At 50.1% G+C, this 14,132-nt stretch carries 12 protein-coding genes and 1 pseudogene; 1 reads left to right on the forward strand and 12 read right to left on the reverse strand.

Going from position 1 to position 14,132, the window contains the following annotated elements:
* Nucleotides 1-16 precede the first annotated feature (16 nt).
* The 6 genes from AB4124_RS13640 to AB4124_RS13665 form a co-directional block, all read right to left on the reverse strand.
* A complete protein-coding gene (locus AB4124_RS13640) occupies nt 17-433 on the reverse strand; it encodes a MarR family winged helix-turn-helix transcriptional regulator (protein WP_256720651.1) in 417 nt (138 codons plus the stop codon).
* A 268-nt stretch (nt 434-701) separates the two neighbouring features.
* On the reverse strand, nt 702-914 hold the full coding sequence (locus AB4124_RS13645; protein WP_339268722.1) for a hypothetical protein: 213 nt from the start codon (nt 912-914) through the stop codon (nt 702-704).
* A 79-nt stretch (nt 915-993) separates the two neighbouring features.
* Entirely contained in the window at nt 994-1,635 is a 642-nt protein-coding gene (locus AB4124_RS13650) for a nitrite reductase (RefSeq protein WP_076323820.1), read from the reverse strand.
* A gap of 87 nt (nt 1,636-1,722) precedes the next feature.
* Entirely contained in the window at nt 1,723-4,155 is a 2,433-nt protein-coding gene (locus AB4124_RS13655) for a heavy metal translocating P-type ATPase (RefSeq protein ID WP_441973171.1), read from the reverse strand.
* A gap of 36 nt (nt 4,156-4,191) precedes the next feature.
* A complete protein-coding gene (locus tag AB4124_RS13660) occupies nt 4,192-4,392 on the reverse strand; it encodes a cation transporter (protein WP_071218723.1) in 201 nt (66 codons plus the stop codon).
* A gap of 288 nt (nt 4,393-4,680) precedes the next feature.
* Entirely contained in the window at nt 4,681-5,004 is a 324-nt protein-coding gene (locus AB4124_RS13665; protein ID WP_071218722.1) for a metal-sensitive transcriptional regulator, read from the reverse strand.
* 198 nt (nt 5,005-5,202) lie between these two features.
* Between AB4124_RS13665 and AB4124_RS13670 the strand changes: the two are divergent.
* Nucleotides 5,203-5,900 (forward strand): annotated as a pseudogene (locus AB4124_RS13670) (response regulator transcription factor).
* A 526-nt stretch (nt 5,901-6,426) separates the two neighbouring features.
* Here AB4124_RS13670 and AB4124_RS13675 read toward each other — a convergent pair.
* The 6 genes from AB4124_RS13675 to AB4124_RS13700 all read right to left on the reverse strand — a co-directional run bounded on the left by AB4124_RS13675 (nt 6,427) and on the right by AB4124_RS13700 (nt 13,912).
* The gene (locus AB4124_RS13675) at nt 6,427-6,573 is read right to left on the reverse strand and encodes a hypothetical protein (protein ID WP_441973172.1); all 147 of its coding nucleotides are present in this window, start codon (nt 6,571-6,573) and stop codon (nt 6,427-6,429) included.
* 43 nt (nt 6,574-6,616) lie between these two features.
* Nucleotides 6,617-8,719: an alpha-glucuronidase family glycosyl hydrolase gene (locus tag AB4124_RS13680; RefSeq protein WP_441973173.1), complete on the reverse strand. Its 2,103-nt coding sequence runs from the start codon at nt 8,717-8,719 to the stop codon at nt 6,617-6,619.
* A 191-nt stretch (nt 8,720-8,910) separates the two neighbouring features.
* Complete coding sequence (locus AB4124_RS13685; RefSeq protein WP_441973174.1) at nt 8,911-9,927, reverse strand: endo-1,4-beta-xylanase; 1,017 nt, start codon at nt 9,925-9,927, stop codon at nt 8,911-8,913.
* Nucleotides 9,928-10,090: 163 nt separating this feature from the next.
* Nucleotides 10,091-11,026, reverse strand: a complete 936-nt coding sequence (locus tag AB4124_RS13690) for a carbohydrate ABC transporter permease (RefSeq protein ID WP_076323812.1) — start codon at nt 11,024-11,026, stop codon at nt 10,091-10,093.
* Nucleotides 11,027-11,078: 52 nt separating this feature from the next.
* Nucleotides 11,079-12,119, reverse strand: coding sequence for an ABC transporter permease (locus AB4124_RS13695; RefSeq protein WP_430109005.1), 1,041 nt, complete (start codon nt 12,117-12,119; stop codon nt 11,079-11,081).
* 107 nt (nt 12,120-12,226) lie between these two features.
* A complete protein-coding gene (locus AB4124_RS13700) occupies nt 12,227-13,912 on the reverse strand; it encodes an ABC transporter substrate-binding protein (RefSeq protein WP_441973175.1) in 1,686 nt (561 codons plus the stop codon).
* Nucleotides 13,913-14,132 lie beyond the last annotated feature (220 nt).

Raw genomic sequence — 14,132 nt, forward strand, 5'->3', positions numbered from 1 at the left:
AATACCTCCTGATATATTAGTCGTTAGTTTGGCTATCTTCATTGGACTGCCCGATCTTAAGCTGCAGATGTTCAATCATCTTCTCATATGAAGCGATCAACACATCCATCTCCTGATCCGAGAAATCCGACCATAAGCCTTCATTCAAATCACGGTACTTCGCAATCATCCGGGCTTCAACTTCACGGCCCTGCTCCGTAATCTTAAGATAGACCTGACGTCTGTCCTCGATTGACGCCACCCGTTCAATATAACCCTTGCTGACCAGCTTGTTGCTCAAGTTGGTCACAGCCGACAGCGTAACATTCAAGGCATTGGCAAAATACGAGCTGGTCTGCTGCCCCTCATACGCCAAAGTCTGAAGCACGTAGTACTGGGGGCCGGTCAAATCATTGTCCAGAATCTTGGCATAGTTCGCCACAAGCGTCATCATCTGACGAGCCACCATGTTAGATAATTGTTCCCTCTTATCCAGTTTCATCACCTCGATGCACAACGAAGTACTTACAAATATATCACAAATTTAAATAGTTAAAAGATTTTAACAATCTAAATTGTATACCCTTTCATATCGCTCGTCAACCACGATAAAATACCCAATCTGGTTGTTATTCCCATCGTCGCAAGTAGAGAAGACGCAATGCGCTCAAAGTGAATCTCGCTTGATCGAACCAAGCAAGGATTTTAGTGGATATCGCTTTCTAATCTATAGAAAAAAAGAGCACCCTCAGGTGCTCTTGAGAGTATATCCATCCTCGTTTCGGCGTATCCGTTACGAGAAATAGCCGGTATTCATAGTAGGCGCGAGCCGCGCTTTCTCTGCCATTCCCAGTGGCGAAGAGTGAGATCACCGCTTCGGTAAATCCGCCATTCCGATCCGACGAGACAAGGGCAGCTAATTGATGAAGTCGCACGAAATAGGAGATCCCTAATACGCGGCGTCCGCTAACAAAAAAAGGCACCACCCTAAGGTGATGCCTTCCAAGCCTTTTGTTACCCTGCCGTATCCATCCGCGCATCCAGCGTGAGTTGACGCAGCTGATCGAGTGTCATGCGATCTACGAAGCGCGAGAACTTCTCTTTCTTCTTGCCGTTCTCCTGATAGACGACGATCAGCTTCAGGATGATCGGGGCCAGCTGCTCCGGCGCTAAATCCTTATGCAGCGGCTTTGCCAGAGCAGCCTTCAACCCTTTCGGCTCTCCACCTACATAGATATCATAGGTATTTCTCATCTTAATAACGGCAATATCCTTCAGCAGCGGTTCACTGGTGCCGAGCGCGCAGCCGGCGTAACCGATCTTTAGCGGATTAGGTACAGGATGATCGGCGATCGCTTCATCCAGCATCTTCGCAACATCCAGTCCCGAATCCTCCGCCCCCCGGCAGAAATTGCAGGTGATCAGGCTCTTGGAGACAAAACCGGCAGGATGAACCTGAAGTCCGGCGGCTTCCAGCTTAGCCTTTGCTTCTTCCACCCGCTCTGCGTCCATCTCCACGTAGAGCTGTTTAAAGGTAGTCATCTCGATGCGGGCATCCTCACCCACGATGGAGCCCAATACGGACAGCTGATCCGGGCGGAACAGCGTTCCGCCCACTTCAAAGCCGGGTGTCACTGCGAATTTTTGCGTTGCCAATGTCTACACCCCCATCAAGTCGCCCTAATAATCATATCCTCGCTAGGTTGCTTCATACACTATATATGAACGGTCAGTCTGCTTTCGTTATACCTTCATTCGCTGCAGGCGAAGGGCATTCAGCACGACCGATACAGAGCTCAGTGCCATGGCGGCCCCGGCCACCCAAGGTGCCAAAAGCCCGATGGCGGCAATCGGAATGCCAAGCGAGTTATAGCCCAGCGCCCAGAACAGGTTCTGACGGATGTTGCTCATCGTCTTGCGGCTCATGTAGATGGCATCCGGAATGCTGTTCAGGTCGCCCTTCATCAGCGTCACGTCAGCAGCTTCCATCGCCACATCCGTACCTGTTCCGATAGCCATTCCAATGTCGGCAACCGCAAGTGCCGGCGCATCGTTAATGCCGTCGCCAACCATGGCGACCTTCTTACCTTGCTGCTGGAGCTTCTTCACTTCATCTGCCTTGCCTTCGGGCAGCACCTCAGCACGCACATGGTCGATGCCAACCTGCTTCGCGATGGCCTGTGCCGTGCGTTCATTGTCACCGGTAATCATGATGACCTCGATGCCCATTTCTTTCAATCTCGCTACAGCAGCACGGGACGTCTCCTTGATCGTATCCGCCACAGCCACAAGACCCGCATATTGGCCGTCTACCGCTGTCAGCATGGCAGTCTTACCCTCGGTTTCAAGCTCTGACATTCTGCCGAGGATCGAATCAATCGGTACGTTATGCTGTGCCATCAGCTTGCGTGTGCCTACCAGCACCTCATGCCCTTCCACGCTGGCACGGATGCCGTAACCTGGAATGGCTTCAAAATACTCGGCAGCCGGAAGCTGCGTACCTTTTTCCTCAATCCCGGCCACAATCGCTTCAGCAAGCGGATGCTCGGAGCTCTTCTCAGCAGATCCGACCAGACGAAGGAACAGCTCTTGATCTAAGTTATTCACTTCCACATCGGTCAACTCGGGTTTACCTTTCGTGACTGTTCCTGTTTTATCCAGAATAATCGTATTGATTTTATGGGTAGACTCCAAATGCTCCCCGCCCTTGAACAGGACGCCCAGTTCTGCAGCACGGCCCGAACCCGCCATGATCGAGGTCGGTGTAGCCAGACCCAGCGCACACGGACAAGCAATAACCAGAATCGCAATGGCAATTTCTAACGATTGCGCGAAATTACCAGGCGCTATCCAGAAGTACCATACGAGGAAGGCAACAATCGCTATGCCGACCACGATCGGAACGAAGATGCCGGAGATGACATCAGCGACCCGCTGAATCGGAGCTTTGGAGCCTTGTGCTTCCTCAACCACCTTGATAATTTGGGCTAGAGCGGTCTCTTTACCCACTTTCGTCGCTTCAAGCGTCAAGCGCCCGTTCTTGTTTATGGTGGCGCCGATGACGGCGTCGCCCGCTTTTTTCTCAACCGGAATGCTTTCACCTGTCAGCATCGACTCATCTACCGCCGACGTGCCCTCCACGACTTTACCGTCCACCGGGATTTTCTCACCCGGCTTCACTAATACAAGATCACCCACAAGGACCTGTTCCACCGGGATGGTCATCTCCTGACCGTCACGAACGACCAGCGCTGTTTTGGCTTGAAGCCCCATCAGGGTTTTGATAGCCTCCGATGTACGGCCTTTGGCCAGGGATTCGAACAGTTTCCCCATAATGACCAGCGTGATCAGCACCGCACTCGTTTCATAGTACATTTCGGGCCCATGGTGTGCATTTGCTCCGGCAGCGGCCCAATCGATCGTTAAATACAGACTGTAGAAATAGGCTGCCGAGGTACCGAGTGCGACCAGAACGTCCATATTGGCGCTTTTGTTGCGAAGAGCCTTATAGGCTCCCACGTAGAACTGTTTTCCGATAAAAAACTGTACCGGCGTTGCCAGGATCAGCTGAAACCAAGGGTTCATGAACAGATCCGGCATCCAGATCCAGGAGGTGAAGGAGAAATGGCTCACCATGGCCCAGAGCAGCGGCAGCGACAGTATCGCCGACAGGAGTAGCTTCCGCTTTTGCTTGGTGATGGCCTCCTTGCGGTGACCTTCCTGATCAAGCGTCTCCTGTTTGGAAACCGCCTGATACCCGAGCTTCTCCACACGCTGTTGAATATCGCTAAGGCTTACCTCTGCGGGATTGAATTCCACCCGGGCCGTCTCCAGTGCAAAATTGACGTTGGCCTGATTAACACCTGGCATCTTGCTTACCACTTTCTCGATTTTCGAAGCACAAGCGGCGCAGTACATGCCAATCAGCTGCAGGTCCACTGTTTCCTTTGCTGTTCCGTAACCCAGCTTTTCAATTTTCTCTTCCATCTGCTGGACGGTAACCACATTCGGATCAAATGTAACCGACGCTTTTTCCAGCGCAAAATTCACATTCGCTTCCTGGACGCCTTCCATTTTATTTAGGCCCTTCTCAATCCGATTCGCACAGGCGGCACATGTCATACCCGTTAACTGCAGCGACGTTTTCTTCTGTTCCAATGTTGTTCCTGCTCCCATCTTCTCCTCACCCCTCTTCATCCTCGTGCCGTTTGGTTAAACTACGTTATATCCTTGTTCCTCGATAATTTCTTTGATTTTATCCAAATTGACTTTGCCTGCGTCATATTTAACGGAGACCGTGCCTGCCTTCAAATCCACATGACCCTCGATGTTCTCATTCTTTAAAGCTCCTTCAATGGAATTCACGCAATGCATGCAAGACATACCTTCTACTTTTATTGTTACCTGTTCCATGTTCAATCTCTCCTTTGGGTTATGAATTTATTTTGAGCAGCCCTTCTAAAAGCGTGCCCGGAATAAGTTTTGAACTGGTTGTTCTCGTTTCTTGATGTTAGTATACCCCCCTACCCTATATATAGTCAATGGGTTTTCTCATTTTTTTGAAAAATTATGTCCTCGCTTGAATTAACCGCATAACCATGCGCTATTCTTCACCCTGAATAAACAATTACTGCCACCTTTAGAAGGTGGCAGCTCCATGGAAACTCATCATAACCCGACCGTCTCCAGCCAGGAATTCCATTATTTCATTAACTTGTTCATGGTTGTTAACAGCTCGGTAATTACCTCGTCGTCACCTTCCTGCAGGCGTTCCACCACACAGCTCTTCATATGATGCTCAAGCAGCAATTTGCTGACGCCGTTCAAGGCCGACTGGATCGAGGAGATCTGGTTTAATACATCATCACAGTACGTATCCTTCTCAATTAAGCCCTTCACACCGCGAATCTGTCCTTCAATCCGGTTCAACCGGCTGACGAGATTGCTTTTCGTTTTGTCGGAATGATGGCTCTTCCGTTCACTGGTTACTGCGCATGCATCATGTACATGTTTCTCGACTGTCATACCCATTCCCCCCTTGATCACATTACTTCATCTTATTCTAACCCTATTCTCAGTATATCATATAGCCCCCCACCCTATAAAGCCCAGCTTATGGAATATATAACCCGACTATATCCGGATTTACATCGGGATCGATTCATTTATTGAGATTTTAGAACGATTCATAAAGGTAATCATCATTTTACGGGAGTAAATAAAATGAGCCGTATCACCATACTGATCGCGGATGACGAATCCGAGATTGCGGATCTGATTGAGTTGCACTTAAAAAAGAAGGTTACCACTGCATTAAAGCGCGCAATGGCCAGGATGCCATTCATGCGGTTCAAACGTATCCGATTGATCTGGCCATCTTGGATATTATGATGCCCAAGCTCGACGGCTATGAGGTAACCCGGCAAATTCGCGAAAAGTTTTTACTGCCTATTATTTTTCTCAGTGCCAAAATCTCGGACCTTGATAAGATCGAGGGGTTGGTGCGAGGGGCGGATGATTATATGACCAAGCCGTTCACCCCCATGGAATTAGTAGCTCGCGTGAACGCCCATCTCAGGCGTACCAAGCAGTTGAGTCAGTCGGCAGCGGAAGTGAATAAACCTATCGTGGAGATCGGGGGCGTCGTCATTTATCCGGATCAGCGAGTGGTCGAGCTCTACGGTAAGCCCATTGAATTGACGCCAAAAGAATTTGATATCTTGTATCTGCTCGCCAGGCATCCCAAAAAAGTCCATAGTGCCGAACATATATTTCAGCAGGTATGGGGCGAAGACTACTATGAAGGCAGAAACACGGTGATGGTACATATTCGTACGCTGCGGAAAAAGCTCGGGGAAGATACCAACAAGCATAAACTGATCAAGACGGTATGGGGAGTAGGTTATACCATCCATGTCTAACATGATATTTAGCTTTCGGACTAAAATGATTCTGCTGCTCATGGCTAGTATGCTTGCATCCGGCGGTATTACCTTTGGGATCTATAAAGCTCTCCAACTGTACTATCGTTCTGAAGTTTTGTTTGAGAATCCGTTAACTCGAATTCGATATTTCATGAGGTACGAAATGCGTTTGCCCAAGGGCGATTCATTTATTTAAGAAAAATTTCAGAAAAAGCCTACTTCTTTTTTAAATAGTTTCCCCTAACCTTAAGAACATACGACTGGGGACCAAAGAATAGGAAGCAGGCTATTTATTTGCCAGAGGATGCGTAATAACTATCCATAAACAACAGGGTGTCCACATACCCCTCATGAAACATGGATGAAATAATAAAAATATTCCGCGCCTCTTTTTCTGTTTCGGGTGAATTTTTCTCGAGGAACTTTCCTTTTTTATAGTTATAGAAGTAATACAGGATGTCATCGGGCTGTTACGGCGTATATAACTCCCCATATCGTTCCTTGATCTCGCCAATTTCCATTCCTATTTCAGCACATGCTCTTGGCCCGTGCCAAGCACTTCTTCAGCATCCGTACGATTCATGCCGTAGTAAAAATACATACTCATAGAAAGGTTCGGCATTCGAAAAGTATCCAGCCATAAAAAAAGATGCCCCACCAGATCCAACATCTGATGGGGGCACCCTAATTTCCACGTCCAGTTATAAGCGATCTTAATAAATCTTCCGCCCCTGCTCATCCGGCACACCGGATTTACGGAAGAAATATGTGTTGATTACATCCCGCCAATGCTTCGCATGCTCGGCTTGATCAGTCAGCCGGTCCGTCACCTGAGCGAAACGCTCCGGATCGACCATTCCTTCCAGCGAGGTCCATGCCTCAAGCAATCCAGCCGCTGCTTGCGCCCCGTCAAAATGCGCATCATAGATATGCTGAATCACCGATTTACCGGATTTCAACACATGGGAATACGGCACATGATGGAAGAACAGCAGCAGCTCGTCAGGGCAATCCGTCAGCGAATCATATCGAGCCCTATTCGGCTCGAAGTACTGTGCGGTATAGCCTGTGCCCGACGCCACCGTGCGGTCGACGCCCATTCCGTCCCGATCCGCGAAATGGTACGTACCCCACCTTGAATATTCATAGCCGTCCACATCCGGACCGTAATGCGTATGCGGCGTAATCATCCAGCCCACCCCGAGCGGAGAGGTGTAGCTTTCATAGATCGGCCACGATTGCATAAGCATGTCGCATACCGTGTTGACCACCATGTCGTCATTACCGAAGGTTAACCTCGTCCATTCTTCCGCGATCTCCTCGGAGGACAATTCCGGATCCCAGACCAGACGTCCAAAGCCATACAGATTCGCCTGTGCCAAGGTGTGACCCGTCCAGTTCTCATCATTTCCAATGTTGGAAACGGCAGCGATTCCGCTGTATTTCATGCCGTGCAGGGAACCATTCACGATCTTCTTCACCTCGGACCCCGCCCCATTCGCATAGGTATCGAAATCCAGCACCTCTTTCCATTGCGGCACCAGATAGCATACGTGACGCTGCTGTCCGGTATATTCCTGGGCGGCCTGGAACTCGAGCACTTGATTGGTCTCTTTCAAGCTGCCAAACAGCGGCGATACCGGTTCCCGCACTTGAAAGTCCATAGGCCCGTTCTTAATCTGCAGCAGCACATTGTCCTTAAACCTGCCGTCCAGCGGGGTAAAATGATCATAGGCCGCCCGTGCGCGGTCTGTGCTGCGGTCGCGCCAATCCTGCATGCAGTTGTAGACGAAGCAGCGCCAGATGACGAGCCCGCCATGCGGCTCCAAGGCTTCAGCCAGCATATTGGCGCCATCGGCATGGTCCCTGCCATAGGCAAACGGGCCGGGGCGATGCTCCGAATCCGCCTTCACCAGGAAGCCGCCAAAGTCCGGAATATGATCGTAAATCTCATTCGCCGTGTCCTTCCACCACTGCTGAACCTCTTCGTTCAGCGGATCGGAGGTCGATACGCCGCCGATATGCAGCGGAGCCGCAAAGTTAATGCTCAAGTACAATGTAATCCCATATTCCCGGAAGATATCCGCGATCTTCGCAATCGTCGGCAAATATTCCGCGGTAATGAATTTCGTCTCGATCTCGTGCACATTGACGTTATTAATGGAGATGGCATTCATACCCACGGAAGCCAACAGACGAGCGTAATCTCTCACGCGATCCAGATTTTCGGCAAACCGTCCGTTTTCGTAAAAAATCGAGTTGCCCGAGTACCCGCGTTCCACCGAGCCGTCGGCATTATCCCATTGATTGATCATCCGCAGTCCGTTCGCTGGCTGCTCGGTTACGTTCAGTCCAGTTAACGGTTGGTCAGAGGCCAGCAATCTCAATAAATGAAACATCCCATATAATACGCCTTTACCGGATCCACCGATCAATACCAACTTCTCCTGCTGCCCTTGGATTGAATGCTCCAGCTGAAAACCTTCTGCGCCTAACTGGGCTGCCATCCGGCCCCTATCTCGACCTGATCTGTCCCCGCCTGAGCCGACCCCATCCATTTCTCCCATGTCTGCTTCAGCTGCCGCAAGAATGCATACCTCGAGATAAGATGAAGCCGGGGCCTCGACCGTGATGACCGGTACAATCCCCAGCATGGATTGGCACGCACGCTTCAGTTCCTCAATGGCAGTGTTCGCAACCCGCGACTGCTGCAGGTCCGCTACAATCGTGCCGAGCAGCCTGCTGTATCCGGAGGCAAGCTCCCGGTCCTTGATGGGCGCATACTGCAGCCACGCTTTATATAAAGTGCTGTTCAATGTAAACTCCCCCTTTTTGTCCAAGGTCAACGTTTCTCTTCAGCATCTCACTGTTTTCAACGCCTGCTTCCTTAAGCTCGAACATGCAGACGCCGGCCACAAGGACCGGCATCATGACAAACTGATTGCGTCTTCAGCCGCCTGTATTATCGCTATTGTTATATAAAATGATAGCTTAAGCCCTAGTATTCTTACACCTTAATCGTATGCTCCACCAACCGGTGAAACGCCGGTTTCGGCTGATGCCGCTCATCGAACAGGAAAGGCCAATTCTTCCGTCCCTGTACCGGGAAATCGTCCAGCCAAGTATAATCGTCGGCTGCGCCCCAGAAGGTGACGGACGTAATATGTTCCCTGTACTCCTTCAGAATGCCGAACATTGCCTCGTACCGCTTAGCTTGAGCCTCCAGAAGCTCTTCTGGCGCTTCGATCAGATCCTTCCGCTTGTCGTCAAACCGGAACATCGACACATCGAGCTCCGTGAGCTGAAGCTGCAGGCCGAGCGATGCATACTTCTCGATCGCGGCGCGGATATCGTCAAAACCCGGATCGTACAGATTCCAGTGTGCCTGCAATCCTATGCCATGGATCGGCGTTCCTTGATCCAGCAGCGACTTGACCAGTGTATGGATTTTGTCCCGCTTGTTCGGATGGGACTCATTGTAATCGTTATAGAATAACAGCGCGGACGAGTCGGCTTCATGAGCATACTCAAATGCCTTGGAGATAAACTCCGGACCGGCAATGTCCAGCCACTTGGATGGACGAAGCAGCTCGGCGCCTTCATCGGCAATGACCTCGTTGACGACGTCCCAGGCGTAAATATCATCCTTGTACCGCTTTACGACCGTATCGGTATGCGATTTCAACCGTTCAAAAAGCGTGGCTTTATCCACCAAGTCCCCGTTTTTGTCTACGAACAGCCAGTCGGTTGTCTGGTTATGCCACACCAGCGTATGGCCGCGCATCTTCATCCCATGCTTGCGGGCGAAGGTGACGAGCTGGTCCGCATCCTTGAACGTATATCTATCCTCCGCCGGATGCACGCTGACAAACTTCGTTTCATTTTCCGCTGTGATGCTGTTGAAATGATAGGATAGCAATTCCTCTTGCGTTTCGATCGTCCGCGGGCTCACGGCCGCTCCAATGAGAAAGTCATTCGCGAACCCTTCCTTAAGCCTCGGTTCATTTCGCTGCGTGTTGGACACATCCAGTCCCTCCTTAAATTATAGATAATAGCAAGATTGATGGTTATGATCGTGATGCCACAGGTATCGGTTGGTCGACAGCCATCCATTCATGCCCCGGACCACGCACCGTGCGCACAGGGAGTAGTTCGCACGATGTACTTAAATTAGCGGCTCCCGGAGCTCAGCCTTTCACGCCGCCCAGAGTCATCCCTTGTACGAAGTATTTTTGCAGGAACGGATATACCAGAATGATCGGCACGCTGGCCACAATGGTCATCGTTGCCCGAATGGAGGTCGGCGTAACCTGATTCGCACCGCTCTCGGAGCTTGCAAACTGGCTTGCGTAATCGTTGCCCGAATTCAGCGATGAGTTCGAATTCTGGAGTATTTTCATCAGTTCATACTGCAGGGTGCTAAGCTCACTGTATGAAGAGTTGTACAAGAATACGTCAAACCAGGAATTCCACTGGGATACCGCCGTAAACAGCGATACCGTAGCAAGCACGGGCACGCATAGCGGAAGCACGATTTTCATGAAAGTCGTGAATTCGCCGGCGCCGTCGATCCGGGCCGATTCCAGAATTCCCTCTGGTAGTCCTTCAATAAAGGAACGGATGACGATCACGTTAAACACGCCGATCAGGCCTGGAATGATGTACACCGAGAAGGTGCCCAGCATGCCCAATTCGCGAATCAGCAGGAAGTTCGGAATCAAACCGCCGCTGAAATACATCGTTAAGATGAAAGCAATCGATACGAATTTACGCAGCACATATTCCGGACGGCTGATCGTATAGGCGACCATGGCACAGCAGAATACCGAGGTAATCGTTCCGATCACCGTACGCAGAACCGAGATGAAGGTAGCGTGAAATATCGTGGCTTCGTTAAATACATATTTATAATTCTCCCACGTGAAATCCCGCGGCCATAAATAAATGCCGCCTTTCACCGAATCCGTCGCATTGTTGAAGGATACCGCGAGCGTATTGATGAACGGGTACAACGTGATAATCATGAGACAGATCATAAACACCATGTTAAAGGTATCGAATAACCGGTCCGCAGGAGACTTGAACCGGGCATGAGCTCGTGGTGAATCTGACATCTTCGCCATATGAATCCTCCTGTACGTTTTCTGATAGAGAACGGTCCTCGCAAGCTTTCGCTTAGAACAATCGATCTTCGCCCAGTCTCTTCGCGATATGGTTGGCCGTGAACAAGAGTATGAAGCTGACGACCGTCTTGAACATACCGGCTGCAATCGAGAGCGAGAAGTTGCCCATCTGAATACCGTATTTCAGCACGAAAATATCCAGGTTCTCGGAATAATCCACGTTCATGCCATTGCCAAGCAAATATTGCGGTTCAAAACCGGATTCGAGCAGGTTGCCGATATTCATAATCAACAGGATGATGAATACTGGTTTCAGACCCGGCAAGGTGATGTTCCAGATCCGTTGAAAGCGTCCGGCGCCATCGATTTCCGCCGCCTCGTACTGCGAGGGATCGATCATCGTCATGGCAGCCAAATATATAATGGTGTTCCAGCCGACATTCTTCCATACTTCCGAAACACCGAGTATTCCCCAGAAATATTCCCCTTCCCCAAGCCATAGGATCGGTTCCTTAATCATCCCGAACCACATGAGGAGTTCATTGATAATCCCGCCGTCTGCGGACAGGGCCGTCGAAATAATGCTCGCAGCCACAACCCAAGAGATGAAATGGGGCAAATAACTGATCGTCTGCACGACTCGTTTGAACATCAAATTACGCAGCTCATTGAGCAGAATCGCTAACACAATTGCCGTCACAAAACCTAAGACGAGGTTGATAAAACTCATGGCAAGCGTGTTGCGCATGACCCTGAGGAAGTGTTCGTCCTGAAACAGGAAGGTGAAATGCTGCAAGCCTACCCATTGCTGATCGAAAATCTTCTTGGCCGGTTTAAAATCCTGAAACGCGATTGTCCAGCCCCATAAAGGCATGTACTTAAAGACAAACAACCATATCAAAAAAGGAATCGACATGAAGACCAGCGCCTTCTGTTGCAGCAGCTTCTGGACAAAGCCTTTTTCGCCTGTTGGCGGTTTATTGTTTAATTCAGTATCGTTTTTCCGTTGTTTATTGAAGAAACCTTTCGATACCGCCGGCGTTTCGCGCAACGCCGTCGTCTCTGCAGGTCCAATCGGGTTCGCCTTATCCACGGTTTCTTCTCCTTCCTATCCAGCCTATCAATTATGCTGTTATAGAAGAGGAGGGACGGATACAACCATTTTGTGTGGTCCGCCCCTGATCACCTCTCCTTCATCTATTATTGTCCCTGGACATTTGCGATTTTCTTAGCTACTTCCTCGGTGATCAGGTCCTCGTATCCCTTCACATCCAGCTTGCTGAACTCGCCCACGTATTCATTCCAGATGCCGTCAAACTGGGCAGGGTTTGCAAGAACCAGTTTCGGGAAGTATTTACGCTGTAAATCGCTTTTCTTCTGCGTGAAGATTTGGGCCGGTGAGCCCTGGTCAATCGGAATGCTCCAAGCCGGGTACCATGGACGGTCGTCCGGTGCGGCAAACAATTGCGAGAAGGAATCGATGTCGTATGCTTCCAGCAATTTCTTGTCCGGTTCGGAGTAGGACATTTTGGCAACCTCAGGCTGGCGTCCTGCACCCACGGAATTACCGTCAGAAAGCGTAGAACCGTTGCCGTAACGAGGCCAGTTGTATTCAAAGTACTTGAAGCCGAACGACTCGCGGAAGGCTTCCGTATTGGTCTGTGCAATCTGCTCTTCCGTACGGTAGAAGCGTCCATTCTCATCGACGGAATACGTCTCGTCCTTAATGCCCCAGTTCGACAGAATCTGGTTCTCGTCCGTAAGCAGGTTGTTAAAATACTTCACAATGCGCTCGGGATCCTTCGCGCTGACGGAGATCCCTACACCGCGGTTGTTAACAAAGGATGGTGGATCCAGATATTGATCCTTGGTATTCTCATCGTATACAATCGGCAACGCCATATATTCGAGATCGTCGTCACCCGATTTATTGGCTGTTTCGCGCAGGTTGTTCATCGCTTGGCCTACCTGCCATCTATAGTCGAAGAAGCCGAGAACCTTACCGGAAGTCAGTTTGGCAAGGTATTGATCATAGTTGTCCACGAAAGAGGATTTATCGAACAGGCCTTCCGCATTCAGCTTGTTCAGCTCCTGCAGGTAACGCTTCGTAATGTCATCGTCCGCGTAATCGTTCGCTACATGGGTTTCCATGTCAATGATGATCCCGCCATCGTTCGGATAGCCGGCCAAGTGCATTGGGGCATTGGTCAAGGCAAAAAATTTATCCTGCGTCGTCAGTGCCAAATATCCGGTCAAGCCTTCCTCCGGATGTTTCTTCACGTAGTCGCGAATCAGGCCCAGGTACTCGTCGAACGTCTTGATCTTCGGATAACCCGCTTCCTTCAGGACGCGGCGTTGAATCCAGAATGCTCCTTGCTCGATATTGGGAGCCGACGTGTACTCGCCTACAACCGCGCTTAGCGGCAGGAAGTAAATGTTGCCGTCCTCGGCCTTCATGAGGTTGTAATACGGCTCGTACACGCGCTTGATGTTGGGGCCGTACTTATCGATCAGGTCATTGAGCGGAATGAAGGCGCCAGCCCCGACCAGCTTGTCGATCGAGCTCCCCGGTACAATCACATCGGGATAATCGTTACTGGCAATGAAGGTTCCCACCTTGGTGTTCTCGTCCCCTACCAGATGTTCCATTTTAAAATTCACGCCGGTTTGGTCCTCAAAAATTTTACCGATGGTGGTCTCGTTCGTATTTTTGTCTTTACCTGCTGCTGAGTTAAAGTAGGTGAAGGTGACCTTCTCTTCTTTCTTCTCGCCTTCGCCGCCGGCTGCCGGTGTGTCATCCGATGCCTCTTTACCGCCGCCGCAAGCTGCCAGAAGCGATACCATCATAACCACGGTCAGACAGCTCAGCCAAAATTTCTTGTTCATGCTCTTGACCTACCCCTTTCGGTCTCGTTTATTTGTAAGCACTTTCATTATAAGAGAGCTCTGGAGCGATTTTCACCCGTCAATCTTTAGGTGATACTTAGAAAACTATAGAACCGTATCTTTTGTCGTGAAAAATGGCAGATCGGTAGCCTTCTCAACTGCACCCCTGCCGATTAACGAACAAATCCTGCTTATAGTCACTCCGAACCGGAGTGCCAAG

Origin of the sequence: Paenibacillus sp. 2KB_20, from assembly GCF_052115765.1 — a bacterium.
In the GTDB taxonomy this organism is placed as follows: Bacteria; Bacillota; Bacilli; order Paenibacillales; family Paenibacillaceae; genus Paenibacillus_AQ.

Bases quoted from the DNA above. Each gene is read 5' to 3' on its own strand.
- AB4124_RS13640 (WP_256720651.1), bottom strand. From the start codon at position 433: ATGATGACGCTTGTGGCGAACTATGCCAAGATTCTGGACAATGATTTG.
- AB4124_RS13655 (WP_441973171.1), bottom strand. From the start codon at position 4,155: ATGGGAGCAGGAACAACATTGGAACAGAAGAAAACGTCGCTGCAGTTA.
- AB4124_RS13660 (WP_071218723.1), bottom strand. From the start codon at position 4,392: ATGGAACAGGTAACAATAAAAGTAGAAGGTATGTCTTGCATGCATTGC.
- AB4124_RS13665 (WP_071218722.1), bottom strand. From the start codon at position 5,004: ATGACAGTCGAGAAACATGTACATGATGCATGCGCAGTAACCAGTGAA.
- AB4124_RS13675 (WP_441973172.1), bottom strand. From the start codon at position 6,573: ATGTTGGATCTGGTGGGGCATCTTTTTTTATGGCTGGATACTTTTCGA.
- AB4124_RS13690 (WP_076323812.1), bottom strand. From the start codon at position 11,026: ATGGCGAAGATGTCAGATTCACCACGAGCTCATGCCCGGTTCAAGTCT.
- AB4124_RS13700 (WP_441973175.1), bottom strand. From the start codon at position 13,912: ATGAACAAGAAATTTTGGCTGAGCTGTCTGACCGTGGTTATGATGGTA.